The organism is Desulfobulbaceae bacterium (assembly GCA_015231515.1).
Classification (GTDB): domain Bacteria; phylum Desulfobacterota; class Desulfobulbia; order Desulfobulbales; family VMSU01; genus JADGBM01.
The window spans coordinates 1-14,065 of record JADGBM010000081.1; the positions used below are offsets into that span (position 1 = coordinate 1).

15 protein-coding genes are annotated in these 14,065 nt (G+C 44.8%); 5 read left to right on the plus strand and 10 right to left on the minus strand.

Annotated features, from left to right (window positions below; all coding sequences use genetic code 11):
- Window position 1: 1 nt before the first annotated feature.
- From HQK80_11810 to HQK80_11825, 4 genes are all read right to left on the minus strand, one after another.
- Window positions 2-730 (minus strand): TIGR01621 family pseudouridine synthase, encoded by a 729-nt coding sequence (locus HQK80_11810; protein ID MBF0222894.1) that lies wholly within the window; start codon window positions 728-730, stop codon window positions 2-4.
- Window positions 731-733: 3 nt separating this feature from the next.
- A complete protein-coding gene (locus HQK80_11815) occupies window positions 734-2,176 on the minus strand; it encodes an aldehyde dehydrogenase family protein (GenBank protein MBF0222895.1) in 1,443 nt (480 codons plus the stop codon).
- 112 nt (window positions 2,177-2,288) lie between these two features.
- Window positions 2,289-3,941, minus strand: coding sequence for an acetolactate synthase large subunit (locus tag HQK80_11820; GenBank protein MBF0222896.1), 1,653 nt, complete (start codon window positions 3,939-3,941; stop codon window positions 2,289-2,291).
- A 24-nt stretch (window positions 3,942-3,965) separates the two neighbouring features.
- Complete coding sequence (locus HQK80_11825) at window positions 3,966-4,823, minus strand: hypothetical protein (protein ID MBF0222897.1); 858 nt, start codon at window positions 4,821-4,823, stop codon at window positions 3,966-3,968.
- Between the two features lie 110 nt (window positions 4,824-4,933).
- Here HQK80_11825 and HQK80_11830 point away from each other — a divergent pair, with 110 nt between their 5' ends.
- Complete coding sequence (locus HQK80_11830; GenBank protein ID MBF0222898.1) at window positions 4,934-5,149, plus strand: twin-arginine translocase subunit TatC; 216 nt, start codon at window positions 4,934-4,936, stop codon at window positions 5,147-5,149.
- 8 nt (window positions 5,150-5,157) lie between these two features.
- Window positions 5,158-5,706 (plus strand): twin-arginine translocase subunit TatC, encoded by a 549-nt coding sequence (gene tatC / locus HQK80_11835; GenBank protein MBF0222899.1) that lies wholly within the window; start codon window positions 5,158-5,160, stop codon window positions 5,704-5,706.
- Between the two features lie 259 nt (window positions 5,707-5,965).
- Here tatC and ung read toward each other — a convergent pair whose 3' ends face one another.
- On the minus strand, window positions 5,966-6,631 hold the full coding sequence (ung, locus tag HQK80_11840) for a uracil-DNA glycosylase (GenBank protein MBF0222900.1): 666 nt from the start codon (window positions 6,629-6,631) through the stop codon (window positions 5,966-5,968).
- A 245-nt stretch (window positions 6,632-6,876) separates the two neighbouring features.
- Between ung and HQK80_11845 the strand changes: the two genes are divergently transcribed.
- From HQK80_11845 to HQK80_11855, 3 genes are read left to right on the plus strand one after another with little or no spacing between them, the layout of a single operon-like run.
- The gene (locus HQK80_11845; protein MBF0222901.1) at window positions 6,877-7,212 is read left to right on the plus strand and encodes a hypothetical protein; all 336 of its coding nucleotides are present in this window, start codon (window positions 6,877-6,879) and stop codon (window positions 7,210-7,212) included.
- Between the two features lie 32 nt (window positions 7,213-7,244).
- Window positions 7,245-7,580, plus strand: coding sequence for a hypothetical protein (locus HQK80_11850; protein MBF0222902.1), 336 nt, complete (start codon window positions 7,245-7,247; stop codon window positions 7,578-7,580).
- A complete protein-coding gene (locus HQK80_11855; protein MBF0222903.1) occupies window positions 7,568-8,218 on the plus strand; it encodes a nucleotidyl transferase AbiEii/AbiGii toxin family protein in 651 nt (216 codons plus the stop codon). Before HQK80_11850 ends, HQK80_11855 begins: the two co-directional genes overlap by 13 nt.
- Before the next feature lie 178 nt (window positions 8,219-8,396).
- Here HQK80_11855 and HQK80_11860 read toward each other — a convergent pair whose 3' ends face one another.
- The 5 genes from HQK80_11860 to HQK80_11880 form a co-directional block, all read right to left on the minus strand.
- Window positions 8,397-9,545 carry an ATP-binding protein gene (locus tag HQK80_11860; protein ID MBF0222904.1) on the minus strand — a complete coding sequence of 383 codons (1,149 nt, stop codon included), beginning with the start codon at window positions 9,543-9,545 and terminating at the stop codon, window positions 8,397-8,399.
- A gap of 141 nt (window positions 9,546-9,686) precedes the next feature.
- Window positions 9,687-11,381, minus strand: a complete 1,695-nt coding sequence (locus HQK80_11865; protein ID MBF0222905.1) for a tetratricopeptide repeat protein — start codon at window positions 11,379-11,381, stop codon at window positions 9,687-9,689.
- A gap of 534 nt (window positions 11,382-11,915) precedes the next feature.
- Window positions 11,916-12,308: a type II toxin-antitoxin system VapC family toxin gene (locus HQK80_11870; protein MBF0222906.1), complete on the minus strand. Its 393-nt coding sequence runs from the start codon at window positions 12,306-12,308 to the stop codon at window positions 11,916-11,918.
- A complete protein-coding gene (locus HQK80_11875) occupies window positions 12,305-12,598 on the minus strand; it encodes a type II toxin-antitoxin system Phd/YefM family antitoxin (GenBank protein ID MBF0222907.1) in 294 nt (97 codons plus the stop codon). Before HQK80_11875 ends, HQK80_11870 begins: the two co-directional genes overlap by 4 nt.
- 196 nt (window positions 12,599-12,794) lie before the next feature.
- Window positions 12,795-13,724, minus strand: coding sequence for a hypothetical protein (locus HQK80_11880; protein ID MBF0222908.1), 930 nt, complete (start codon window positions 13,722-13,724; stop codon window positions 12,795-12,797).
- Window positions 13,725-14,065: the final 341 nt, after the last annotated feature.

A 14,065-nucleotide genomic window follows, 5' to 3' on the forward strand; every position in this document is an offset into this window, starting at 1 on the left:
TTTAAAGATCATCGTCCGTAGAAAGTTTGGTTTTTTTCACAGTTGGCCAGGCCAGGCTCCAGGGCATTGTGTAGCAGCTCTCAAGCACTTCCTTAAAAGTTTCATCGCCGAATAGTTCCCCGGTAGTTGGAACATCGTTAATCTGCACCCATTCCCCCGCCCATATAAAACGTATTGAAAAGGCATGAAGGTAGGTTCTGTCATATGCAGACAAACTTGCCTTGTAATATATCGGGTCGCCGAGCACGGGTGCACCGATGCTCTTCATAGCAACTCGAATCTGGTGGGTTTTGCCGGTATGAGGCTTAATCAGGTAGAGACGCTTGCCGCTCCCCAATGAATGGCTGAAAAACTGCGTGATAGCCGGGGAGAGTTTGGTTGGGGAAAGCTTCCAGGCCCCTCTTCTGGATGTCTCCATGTCCCCGCAGACAAGCCCCTGTTTTTTTGAGGGCTTTCTGTCTGAAATAGCTAGATAGTATTTCTCAACAGATCTATCGCGAAACATTTGTGAAAAGATCTGAGCGCTTTTTTTGCTTCGAGCAATGATAAGTAGCCCTGAGGTTACTTTGTCGAGGCGGTGCACAGGAAACAAGGGCGTGTCACCGAGTTCATGGCGAAGGTGTGCAAAGAGCCCTACTTCTCCATGTTCCCCGTGAAAAGAGACTCCGGAAGATTTTGAGATGATCATGAAATCAGTGTGCTGCACTACAATTTTGAAGGGTTTGTTCATGAGTCAGCCGTTTGGCGGTGTCCGCACAGCCATGAGGCGGATCTCAGTCATATCTTCTATGGCATAACGGATACCTTCTCGACCTAAACCACTGTCTTTAACGCCGCCATAGGGCATATGATCCACCCGCCAGGAAGGCACATCCCCTATGATAACGCTACCGACTTCCAGCACATCCCAGGCTTTTTGAGCTTTATAAAGATCGCGGGTAAAAATTCCGGCCTGCAGGCCAAACGCAGAGTTGTTTACCTGGGCCAGGGCCTGGTCGAAATCAGAAAATGAGGAGAGAATGGCCACCGGGCCAAAGGCTTCCTGGCAGTTGAGGTTTTGCTTTTCTGGAACATTTTCCAGCAAGGTTGCTTCAATGATTGTTCCCTGTTGGGTGCCGCCACACAAGAGGCTGGCCCCGGCCTTTACAGCCTCGTCAATCCAGCTCTTGATTCTATCGGTCTCTGTCTGGGAGATGATCGGGCCGATAAAGGTGTCACGGTTTTTAGGGTCACCCGATTTAAGATTGTTAACCGCTGTCATTAATTTAGTTCTTAGCTGGGCGTATATTTTCTGGTGAGCCAAAATGCGCTGGACGCTTACACAGCTTTGACCTGACTGATAATAGGCGCCAAAAACAATACGGGCAACAGCATCATCAATATCGGCGTCTTCATCGACAATACAGGCAGCGTTGCCGCCAAGTTCAAGCACCACCGGTTTTTTACCTGCCTTGGCCTTTAATTTCCAGCCAACCTCTGGAGATCCTGTGAAACTGAGGAGCTTGAGGCGGTCATCGGTGGTGAACAGGTCGGCGCCCTCCCGTGAACAGGGTAAAATGGAAAAAGCGCCCTTGGGCAGATCGGTTTCAGCCAGCACTTCACCAATAATGAGGGCGCCAATGGGGGTTAGACTGGCAGGTTTAAGAATAAATGGACAGCCTGCCGCAATGGCAGGAGCGATTTTATGCGCGGCCAGGTTCAGCGGGAAATTAAAGGGGCTGATAAATGAACAGGGCCCAATAGGAACGCGCTTGGTATAGCCCGTGTAGCCAGCGGCCCTGGCGCTGATGTCCATTGGAATAACCTCGCCATAAATCCGGACGGCTTCTTCTGCAGCTATGCGAAAGGTGTCAATTAAGCGGCCGGCTTCGCCCTCGGCATCTTTTATCGGTTTGCCGGCTTCTATGCAAAGAGTCATTGCCAGTTCATCGAAGCGTTCTTTGAAGCGATCAACGCAGTGATACAGAATCTCTTGGCGTTGGTACGAGGCCAGTTTTCGCATCGGTCCGGCTGCTGAAACCGTCATTGTGATTGCCTGGTCAATGACATCACGAGAAGCCATTGAGACCTTGCAGGCCTCTTTTAGGGTGAATTTGTCAAACACGCTAAGAAGAGTGGTTGTGTCAAACGTAGCCTCGTTGGCTAAATAGTACGGGTAGTGATTTTTTAGGGTCATGGACATCTCCTTGTTAGAATCAGATTTTGCCAGGGTAAGGCCCTAACCCGGCAGAGCTGGATAAGTTACTTTAGGAAATTGTTTTAAACGACAAAACAATTTCTGAAAGTAACTAAATAGGGCAAATGATGTTACCTAACCGGCTGCTTAGTTTCGCATTTTCTCGATAGTCGATAGGGATAATAACTAACGTGGGCCCGGGCTCCTCAAAAGACGTTTTGAGTTTAAGGTACAACTCTGCACTGTTTTCGATGATATGCGAGTTCCAGCCGAATGATTTGGCCAGAAGTGTCCAGTCCGGGTTGTCAAAGGAAAGGTCTGTATGTTTGCCAAACTCATTATCCTGTTTCCATTGAATCAGTCCGTACGAATGATCCTCCCAAACCATGGCGACAAAATTGGCGTTAATCCGTTTTGCCGTCTCCATCTCCTGGACATTCATTAGAAAACCGGCATCGCCGCAGATGGCCAAGATTTTTTTGTCAGGACAGATCAGGGTGGCAGAGATTGCGGCTGGCAGGGCAAAGCCCATGGAACAAAACCCGTTAGGAATGAGGCAGGTATTGGGGGCGTGGCATTGATAATGTCTGGCAATCCACATCTTATGGGCCCCGACATCGGAGATGACAATGTCATCTGGGCCCATCACCTGGCGTACATCCCATAAAACTTTTTGCGGGCGGATAAGGGGCGCTGTTTCGTCATTTTTGTGCAGCGCGAACTCCCTGAGCATCTCCAGTCGCACAGCATTTTGCTGGGCGCGGTCAAAAGAGAGGGGGCCAGATTTATCAACCCGTTCGCAAAGCATCCAGAGGGCATGGGCAATATCGCCAATGACCTCTTTTTCGGGATGGTAGCATGAGTCTATTTCAGCCGGCAGGAAATCGATATGAATAATATGTTTGTTTTTGTCGGAATTCCAGAGGCGAGGATGGTACTCCACCATGTCATACCCTATAGTAATAACTACGTCAGCCGAGTCTAAGGCACAGGTTACAACGTCCTTGGCCTGGAGGCCGATGGTAAACAGACATGCTTCATCATCCATGTCCAGGCAGCCCTTTGCCATAAAGGTGTTAATTACTGGAATTTTTGATTTAGCGCAAAACTCACGAAGTTTAGGTACGGCTTTTTTTCGAAAACAACCGTTGCCGGCAAGAATAATTGGCCGTTTTGCATTTTTGATACTATCAAAGGCCTGATCGATAATTTTGTCGTCGGGAACAGGGCGTCGGAAGCGAACCGGGGTAATTGGCTGCTCGGCGGTCTGCATTTTTGCCACATCCTCAGGAAGTTCTATATGGCAGGCACCGGCTTTTTCTGTTCGGGACAGGCGGACAGCCTTTCTGACAATTTCCGGGATTGTATCTGGATGCAGAATTGTAGTGTTCCATTTGGTGACGGGCCTGAACATGGCCACCACATCCATAACTTGATGCGACTCTTTATGGCGCCGGTGTGATGCCCCTTGCCCGGTAATTACCAGCATCGGCGCCCTGTCCATGTTGGCATTGGCCACACCGGTGATCAGATTTGTGGCGCCAGGGCCTAAGGTGCCGAGGCAGACAGCGGGGTTTCCGGTCAGCCGGCCATGGGCTTCGGCCATAAATGCTGCACCCTGTTCATGTCGGGTAAGAATAAACCGAATTTTTTTAGACTGTTCCAGAGAGATCATGAGATCGGCGTTTTCTTCACCAGGAACGCCAAAAACATATTCAATTCCTTCTTCTTCAAGGCATTTAACCAGCAAATCAGATGCTTTCATGAGGACACCAGTAGAGATGTATTGTTAGTTTTTGTTTTCTTTGAAGATTGGTTCAATTTCACATAGTTCGGCATAGGCGGCTATCTCATCTTTAAACTGTTTGACATAGGGGCAGTCCCAGATAGCCAGAACCTTGCTTTGGGCAATATAGACCTGACTGTGCCCAGGGGCGGTGCTTGCTTCGAGGACATAGGAGAAAATTTGTGGCCGTTTGCAGACGTCGGGTCTTTCCGGGTAGATGGTGCATCTGCCGTTGTTGCGAAGTTTTTGGCAGGAGGTCTCTTTAGGCAAGATCATGCTCCAGCCGTTTTGCCAGTTATAGATGGCAGGATCGCTGGCAAAAAAAGGCTTTCCTTCAACCTTTAAAACTGTTTCAGAATGGGCTGTGAGGCCACGGCTTTCGGGAGTATCAACAGAGGGCAGCGAAAAAAGGGCAGTCTCTTTGCCTGAAAGTGGTATTTCAAAAAACGATTGGCTGTATGATTGGTCTGGCCCAACACAGCAAAGTGTGCAACGGCAGGGCGCACAAAGCAGGCTGTTGAGTGTCTCAAGTTCACGAGTAAGGATTGCCTGTGATGTCCATAAATCGACGGCCTCCATAGGATCAACCGGGTTGTTGTCCGGATGGATGATTTTATAGGGAAGAGGTTCGGCTTTTTTTAAACGATGAAACTCGTTAAGAACATCCATATAGGGCCTTAGTAAGGCTTGGGGCTCGTCGTACCGACACGAGTTAGTCTCTATGGGTTCGTTTAACTCTGCAAGCAGTTCAGATATTGACGAGAAAGGGCCGGTAATAAAAAGAAGTTGGACTAGCCTGGCTAAGGGCAGAATCGGATTTTGCAGCATTGTAAGACCAGCTTGAAATTGATTGCTATCCATGGTAGTGATGACCTGTTTTAAAAGTTACTTCTTGGTTGGTGGAATCCGATGTAAATCAAGTTAACTAAATCAACCGCAAACCGTCAACTGACATCTGCAGAGTTCACTAAATGGATGAACTGAAACAACAAGCGCTTACCGAGCATCTGGCCGAACTGCGCCAGTGCCTGATTGCGTCGATAATAGCGGTACTTATCGGCTTTGGTGTCAGTTATGGGTTTGTGAAAGAGCTTGGGCACTGGTTTTTGAAGCCGTTGTTCGATGTCCTGCCGCCAGGCTCGACCTTGGTGTTTACTTCGTACCAGGAGGCTTTTTTTTTAACCTGAAATTAGCCCTGGTCAGTGGAGTTCTTCTTGCCAGCCCGGTAATTTTTCTGCAAATATGGCGTTTTGTAGCCCCGGGCCTCTATCGCCACGAAAAAAAAGTAGTTATCCCTTTTTCAATTCTTTCTTCGTTATGTTTCCTTGGAGGTGCTGCCTTTGGCTATTTTGTTGTTTTCCCTCCTGCCTTTAAATTTCTGACCAGCTATACAACTGAATACCTGACTCCCATGCCGGCGGTGAAGGAGTATTTTTCTTTAAGCCTGCGCCTGTTAATAGCCTTTGCGGTAATCTTTGAGCTGCCGGTTTTTATGGTGTTGCTTGGCAAGATTGGCCTGGTCAATACGGCCTTTTTAAGGAAACATCGTAAATACGCAATACTACTTGCCTTTGTTATTGCCGCGATCCTTACTCCCACACCGGATGTGGTTAATCAGTTGATGATGGCCATTCCGCTGGTTGTTCTCTATGAGATCAGTATCGTGGCTGTTGGGATTTTTGGGCGCAAAGTGCTGCCGGATTTTGCAGAAGGAAAGGCTGAGCCGGAAGAGACTGAAGAGTAGGGGGGGAATCGGTTGATGCGCAAGAATGCAAAAAAGAAATATCCTGTGGAAAGGTGCGTACCTGCGACACTTATTGTACAAATGTGGCTTGCTATGTATATTTGTAGATTATGAACATATACTGGGCTTGTCAAGTGAACTTGGAGGTGTATCTTGTAGGGTTGAGTCTTGCGAAACCCTACATTATTGGGTGGAAGTGGTTCGGAAGTCGTTTTGTTCGAATGGTGCTGTTCAAAAGAGATAAAACAGTCTATATCCTTCACCAAACGATTGTATTGTACCCGTGTTGCGCAAGGTAGGTGTTGCATTTGACAAAGACACCCGAGCCCAGGAAGCCGCGATGAGCAGAAAGGGGCGATGGGTGACTGGTTTTAAGGATGCAGTGTTTCTTCTGGTCGATGAGTTGGGTTTTCTTCTGGGCAAAGGCCCCCCAGAGCATGAAAACGACATGCTCCCTTTTGCTTGAAATCGTCTCAATAATATTATCCGTAAGTTCTTGCCAGCCAAGGCTCGCATGGGAGTTAGAGCTTCTGGCCACAACGGAAAGACTGGAGTTGAGGAGCAGCACGCCCTGCCTGGCCCACCTGGTCAGGTCCGAAGAGAATTCCTGAGGCTCATTGGGATATATGCTGGCCTGAATTTCTTTGAAAATGTTCTTTAGTGATGGGGGCACTGGAATGCCTTCACGTACCGAAAAACACAAGCCATGTGCTTCAGAAATTCCGTTATGCTCATTTATATATGGGTCTTGGCCGAGTATCACCACCCGAACGTCATCGAAGGCAGTTTGTTGCATGGAGTTGAATACCAGCTCCGGCGGCGGATATACTTTTCTGCCTTGTGAGGCTTTCCCATATGCCTCAATCTTCAAGGCCTTGTGAAACCCCGCCCTCATTAATGGTATTGTCTCTTCCCAAAGTGACACCGTTGTTTGGTTCTCCTGTATCCTTAGAAATTATCGCTAAGTCACTTTCTCGCAATATAGTACAATCTCTCTTACCAAAAGTCCTCTTTTTGTTTTCCGAACACTATTTCAGGGACACTTCCCATATTTATTGACTCTTATACTATTTCAAGCTACCTTCCACACATGCCAAGAATCGCTCGCATCATAGCCCCCGGGTATCCCCATCATATTTACCCAGCGTGGCAATAATCGTTCAGTGGAGGGTGGCGCGTTATATTGAACGTAACCCTGTTAAGGCTGGCCTCGTTGGACAAGCAGAAGAGTATCGTTGGTCGAGCGCAAGATACCATCTGACCGCTGCGCAAGATGAACTTCTGAGTCATCCCGGTTGGCTCGAACCCACCGCACGTGGTGACTATGCCGATTATTGCAAAACCGACAACGAAGAACAGAACAACGCCATCCGCAAAGCGACTTGTAGCGGTCGTCCACTTGGCACGGAGCGCTTTATCGATACCATCGAAAATGAACTGAACCGTATGGTCAGGGTGAAAAAAGCAGGGCGACCAAGTAAAGATGTGGAGTGTGACAATAAATAGGGGAAGTGTCCCTGTTTGTTGTTGGCCAAAATATGGGAAAAAAAGTTACGGCGCCACAGCATAGAGACTGTGAGAGAATTAAACGGGAATGTTTTTGGGAATACCACCTCTCTGTTGTGGAAATTCTTAATATGGCAAAGAACGGCACCGACCAGGAAAAATATTTTTTATTTGCTAAAATTATTGAGAATGCCTCTGATGTTTTGAAGAGTCTAGAGATTTTCAGTATGAGTGATCTGAAAGAGTTCATAAGGCGTTATGAAACCCCAAAATTCAATAAAGGTTTTCTTGAGAAACGATACAGCATTGTGAAATGGTTTTTAACTGGCCAAAAAGTAAACATCCCTGAGCTTCGATGGACTTTATAGATTACAGAAAATTATATCAAATCCAAGATGAAGTTTTGGCTTTGGTGTTTGCTGAGGATACGGAGTTTTATCTTACAGGTGGAACCTGTTTAAATCGGTTTTATTTTGAAAAGAGATACTCCGATGATTTAGATCTGTTTACGCATTTCTCTGACACGTATGCATATTCAGTAAGGGCAATTCTTGACCGGATTAGCGCTGCAAATTATGCAGTAAAAAGGCAGGTCGATGCCAAGGATTTTATCCGAGTTTATGTTTCAAAAGATGACGTTGTGCTGCAAGTAGATTTTGTAAATGATCGAGTGAAACGATTTGGAGAAATTGTCTGCCAAAAAGGCTTCAAAATTGATAATCCTCTAAATATTTTATCAAATAAGATCACTGCTGTTCTTGGCAGGGATAACCCAAAAGACATTTTTGATATTTACCTTATTAGTCAAAACACATCATTCAGGTGGGCTGATATTCTTGCTGAGGCCAAAGAAAAAACTAATTTTCAAAAAGAAGATTTGCTGTACCGGTTGGATACATTCCCAGTATCTTTGCTCAAAAAATTGAAGACACTAGATGATCAGTTTTTGATCAATTTCGAGAGTGATTTTCACGAGATCATTAATGATATTAAAATGAGTGACTGATTATTTTTCGGCCAGCAAGAGTGGATGGTAGACGAATAGTGTCCGCTCACCAGTATGTCTGTGTTAAGTCCTCAAGAAGCCGGCCTGGATTGAAGGGTTCAATACGGTCATCAAAATTTTTTATAATGGAGTCGCTGAACTTCATGTAATCTCGATGGACAATCATGATTTGATAAAATCAGAAAATATTTTTTTCCCATAGCATCTCTGTGAACTTTTGTGCTGGGATAATTTCTATGTCGTCATCAGTTACTCGATATTTTGTCTCGCAGCAGACGATTATTCTTCGCTTAATGTCAGGATGGTCAGCTTTAAGGCTGCGAAGTCCTTTGAGGTGGTTTGTTGTAATATTTTTGGTTGATTTTGCCTCTATGGCGATGTCCATGTCATTAATTATGAAATCTACTTCAGTTCCTCCTGCAAGTTTCCAATAGGAAAATTCCGCGAATATTTCACTGTAAGCATTGTAGGCGTTAAGCTCGTGGAAACACCAATTCTCAAAGGCCTTGCCAAACAATTCAGAGCCCTGCTCAATGGCCCCACGTTTTGCCAAGAAATTGACCACCCCCACGTCTGAGAAATAAAATTTTGGCGATGCTGCCACGCGTCTTTTAGGTCGTTTTGTGAAACTAGGCAGCCATCTGCCAAGTAAGGTGTCTTCCAAAATTTGAAAATATTCTTTAATGGTCAGGCTGGAAACGCCGCAATCACGGGCTATTGTGGAGAAGTTTACCGATTCTGTATCTGAGAGGGCCGACATGTTAAGAAAATTGGAGAAAACGGGTAAGTTGCGCACCAATCCTTCTGCCGCGATTTCTTCCTTAAGATAATTTGCAACGTAGGCATTGAGCAGTCTTTGCGGTTGAGGCGCATGATAGATGCGGGGAAGATAGCCTTGGTTAAGGATTTTAATAAGATCGAAGTCACGCTTGATCTCTTCGTGAATAAGACCAAACATTTCATAGCGAATTGCTCGGCCACCCAAGAGATTGCCATGACCTTTTTTAACTTTTCGGGCACTCGATCCGCAAAGAGCAAAATGCATATTTCGATTTTCATGCAGCCAGTGAACTTCATCAAGAAGAGCCGGTATTTTCTGGACTTCGTCAATGACCACAAAGGGCATTTCTCCATCACGAGGTAATTCCTGACGGAGCAACTCTGGATTGCTGAGATAACGGCGGAATTCGTCTGCTTTTAATAAGTCAATCCAGACTGCATCCGGATACGTACTTCGCAGGAGCGTCGATTTTCCAGTCTGGCGAGGACCCCATAAGAAAAAAGTTTCCTCTCCTGGCGGAGGTAGCTTTAGTTTTCGTGTAATCATTGGAGGTCATTTTGATGATAAATTAAAGTTAAGATTTATAATAACATGAAATATTAAAGTATCAATATTCTTTTTCCTGCACAACTTCCGTTACGCACTGGCAGTATAAACCCTCGCCCACCCAAAAAAAGAGGTTTTATCTTACATTACTGTCGCAAACGGCTGGCTGAATTGATATGGCAAGTCAAATTCCATTGCATCAGCTTGTTGAAACTTTGAAAAGGCAAAGTTTCTTAAAATATATAAATCCCCGGGAATCCAGGTGTTATTTTCAAGGCGGATACCTGTGGGATCGCAGCGCTCTATTTCAAAGAAATAGGTGTCGGCCAGTTTCTGGATGTAATTGCGGCTGTGTTGATATCTTCCTGACGTACTGAGCCAGAAGGAGTCGCCAACGCAACGTTCCACAGAAAAGGCGAAATATCCGTGGGGAAGGGATTTTCTTTGTACCGCCTCAAAAAGAGACTCAAGTGCGCCAACATAGATAAAGACATCGGCTGCGATAAAAAGATCATACAACTCGTTACTAGTATTCAGAAAGCTGACAATGTCTTGTTGAGTCAGTGTGGAGTATATCTTTTTTGCCTTAGCCATTTGGATCATTTTTGAAGAAAGATCAACACCAGTAATTTTTGTGGAAAATTGGCCGAATTCCAGGCCGCACATGCCAGTTCCACACCCTAAGTCAAGAGCGTTGTCAAATTCAGCCTGACCGTCAAAGTAGTCAAGTACCGCATTTTTAAGCTTAGCTGGAACAGTGTATTTTAAATTATTTACCAAGTCCGCTTCAAAAGATTCTGAATACTGATCAAACAATGAGGTGACATAGTCAGGGTGGCCGTTTGGCAACTGGAGTCCGGTAAGAGCTGCCAGTATATGTTTGGCAACCATATTCTTCGGCTGAATTCTGGTCACCTCTTTGTAGTGATAAATTGCTTCTTGCGGACGACCAAGCAGATCATAAAGCATTCCAAGGTCATTGTGGGCAGCAGCATTATCAGCGTCAATCTCCAATACTGACGTGTAGGCTTCAACTGCCAATGCGTACTCTTTTTGATTTTGGTAGGCGAGGCCAAGGTTGTACCTGGCTTCCGTAATAAGTGGTGCTTGGGTTACTATATGTTGGAAAACCTCTATCGCCTTTACATTGTTTTGCTGTCTTAAGTAGGTGAGGCCCACGTCAAAAATACCGTTTATGTTCTCAGGCTGTATTGCTTGTTCCGCCTGGTAAGCCAGAACCGCTTCGTTGTACTTGCCCTGTTTTCGGTAGATATCTCCCGTATAGCGAAATGCCTCATGGCATCGGTGGTCTATTGTGCCTGCTGTCTTAAAGCTCGCAAGCGCCTCTGGCAACCGGTTTAACTCTATTAAGACACGCCCCAAGTCTTTATGGGCGCCTGAGTAGTCGGGTTTTAACTCAATTGCTTTTTTCAATAACTGTTCGGCAAAACTTAACTGTTTCTGATGAAAGTAGATTAATCCCAGACTGTAGTGAATCTCGGCGACTTGCGGTTGCAGTTCAAGCAGGTAATTGAGTGTGTTGATGGCCTGATCTACATGGTTTTCAGATACCAGAGTTAACCCGAAGTTAAAGAGGAAACTATGGTATTGATCGTCGAGTTGGGATGCGTTGCAGAATGCCTTTACCGCCTCACTTATTAAATTGTTTTCCTTCCAGATGGTTCCCAATCTAAACCAGCTTTCAGCATGCATGCTGTCTATTTTTAGGACCTCGAGATAGATTCTTTGTGCTTCGTCGTATTTGCCTATTTCTTGGTATCGGACGGCTAATTTGAATGATTTATCGGTATTTCTTTTGATTTTTTTGCAACTCATTATGTGTTTCTCCTAAAAAATGGAGCAGAGTGCGAGGCGCCTGTATAAGCATCACCGAACCCGGCAGACTGCGACAACTATGTTCATTTACTGTTACCTTAGCAATTATTGCGCCATGCATTTTCTGTTGGATTTGTCTGTGGGGGATGGTTGCGAGTGGAAAGTGTAACGTTGTGGAAATGTATTTATATTTGACTGATTTTACGATACAAATGCTACTTGGTGCATCTTTTTGTTGTCATCAGAAGATACGGTTGGCTGGTCGGATTCGTGTTACGTGCAGGATTATGAGATTTTCTCTAAATAGGCAAGTTGTGCCTATCAATGGCAAATTGTTTTGAATAACCAGGGTCCAGGTGCTGTTGAAATCGCTATATTCAGTGATGGAATCAACGAATATTTTTGGTTCCTCAGGTTGTTTAATATGGCAACTCGCGTGATCACGGTCTTTTTTCGAAGCATACCTATGATCATAAGAATAAAAAGAAGCTAAGCCAATAAATCAAGAAAGGCCCTCTTTTCCCCGAACGTGTCTTACCAAATAGTCAAAACATGGGGGTAGCTCAATATCTTTTTGTCGGCGGTGATTAACGTAAGATTATGAATTCGTGCTGTTGCTGTAATGATACGGTCTGTAGGGTCTTGATGAAAAGAATCTGGTAAGGAATAAGCTTCCTGGATAACGTTCAGAGTGATATCTTTAACTTGCCAGGCATTCAGCTCAGTATAGGTATTAAACCAGACTTTCCAGTGCTGCTCTAAAGTAATGCGCCCTCTATCTGCCAGGCAAGCTATTTCAGCACAACTGATTGGTGAAATGTAAACCTGAGAATCTTTTTTTGTGAGAAGGTCTGTTGCTTTTTCTGAAAGAGAGGAGGGGGATGATACTGCCCAAATAATGCAACAAGTATCAAGAAGAATTTTCACAATTCTCCTTGATGCATTTCCCAATCATCCGAAGCGAAAGCGGGCAGAGTCAAATCTGACTTAATAATAATGGTTCCAGCCCCGCATCCAAGTTTTGTTTGGTTGCCGCTTTCCCTTGAAATCGATGGGATAAGCTTGGCAATAGGAATATTGCGTCTGCAAAGCAACACCTCTTCCCCATCTTCAACTAAAGATATGTACTTTCCGAGGTGGTCTTTAAATTCTGCAATATTGGCTGACTTCATGTCCTTATAGTAAGCCAACATGTCGGCCATGTCAAGTGACGTCACCACAAAAAACATCACAAAAGCTTTGTTCTGGGGGCTAATTCGGGGGACGGGGCTAATTCGGGGGCTAATTCGGGGGGGGCTGGGGCTAATTCGGGGGACAGTATACTAAACTATTTCAACCTGTTTTTTTTGAGACCCGGCTTTTGTGACTATGATATATGTGTTCTTGTGTCAATTACGAAGAAGGACATAATTGCTAGATTTTTGCACTCAATCGCTTCAATGAGTAAAAGCCAGCCAGTCCTGTAACACGGGTAGGCGACTTGTTGGGGGTATCTGCTTCTGTCTTTAGTTTTTGCCATAATTCCATCACAAATTCCTTACTGCCAATTATCCCACTGTCAGTGAAGTACCTTGTTCTAGAAAGAAAACGGTCAATAGTGTCAGGGGAGTATCCTCTTTTCACCTCATTTTTGATAATTTCCTTGTCAATACTCTTGCCTTTGCTTGATTCCAAAGATCCAACTTCATATACAAATTGCCGGTAGTGTGCGAGTCTTTCTCTTTTAGATAAGTTATCACACCCGATAAGACCAAAATCAAGAGAAAGAAAACGGTCTTTATTGTTCGTTTGGTGGTGGTAACCAAGACTGTTCCATCTGTAATCCTCAGGACGTTTAACAATGTCTGCTCGCACTGGATTTAGGTCAATATAGGCAAGGCAGTTTATTAAAGTTTCACCATTCTCAACAAGAACACTCTTAAATCTATCACTCCAAAAAAATCCACGCCTCTTGTGACGTTTATTATAATACATGGAGAACCTTTGCTTGATCTCCTTCATAAACTCAGAAAGTTTCCCCCATTTTTCTCGCAGGGAAGGAATTTGATTAGGCATAGGAATTTTTTTTGCCTTGTCATTCTGATAATACGAAGCAAAACGTTTACAGACATCTTCATCTGAATATTTGTTGTCGGTATGCATACGAACCACGACATGAAAGTGATTTCCCATAATTGAGAAACCCAGGATTTCAGCAAAATATATGGAGCTAAGATGCTTAATGAGTTGTAGCAGATAGTCCTTTTCTATGTCGCCAAGGACAAAACCATCCAGGGCAGTTCTGGACATAACATGATACACCGCCGGTTCACCTTCTACTATCATTCGAGCTTTGCGAGGCATTTGAGTCTCCGTTTGGATAGATGTTAACGAATTGTAACAAGTATGAAACTAGCTGGGTTAAGATTACAAGTCAAGTATTATTCGCCTGTCCCCTTTATCCCCCCTTTATCCCCGTTATTCGCCTGTCCCCTTTATCCCCTTGAGTGATAGGTGCTTGCCGTTGCCCCTGTCGGCGACGTTCGAAAACAATAATGCTGTCATAGCATGCAATGCAATCAGTGGAACAGGTAAACTCCGACACTGGTAAATTCCCATTGGTGTAAACAGCGTTGATTTCATCGAGTTTGTGCTTTACGAATTCCATGAAGCTGCCTTCCCGCCTCAGTCCGCCGTCATAATTT

Bases quoted from the DNA above. Each gene is read 5' to 3' on its own strand.
- HQK80_11880 (MBF0222908.1), bottom strand. From the start codon at position 13,724: ATGCCTCGCAAAGCTCGAATGATAGTAGAAGGTGAACCGGCGGTGTAT.
- HQK80_11830 (MBF0222898.1), top strand. From the start codon at position 4,934: ATGGATGAACTGAAACAACAAGCGCTTACCGAGCATCTGGCCGAACTG.
- HQK80_11865 (MBF0222905.1), bottom strand. From the start codon at position 11,381: ATGAGTTGCAAAAAAATCAAAAGAAATACCGATAAATCATTCAAATTA.
- HQK80_11860 (MBF0222904.1), bottom strand. From the start codon at position 9,545: ATGATTACACGAAAACTAAAGCTACCTCCGCCAGGAGAGGAAACTTTT.
- HQK80_11850 (MBF0222902.1), top strand. From the start codon at position 7,245: ATGGGAAAAAAAGTTACGGCGCCACAGCATAGAGACTGTGAGAGAATT.
- HQK80_11820 (MBF0222896.1), bottom strand. From the start codon at position 3,941: ATGAAAGCATCTGATTTGCTGGTTAAATGCCTTGAAGAAGAAGGAATT.
- HQK80_11825 (MBF0222897.1), bottom strand. From the start codon at position 4,823: ATGGATAGCAATCAATTTCAAGCTGGTCTTACAATGCTGCAAAATCCG.
- HQK80_11815 (MBF0222895.1), bottom strand. From the start codon at position 2,176: ATGACCCTAAAAAATCACTACCCGTACTATTTAGCCAACGAGGCTACG.
- HQK80_11855 (MBF0222903.1), top strand. From the start codon at position 7,568: ATGGACTTTATAGATTACAGAAAATTATATCAAATCCAAGATGAAGTT.
- HQK80_11810 (MBF0222894.1), bottom strand. From the start codon at position 730: ATGAACAAACCCTTCAAAATTGTAGTGCAGCACACTGATTTCATGATC.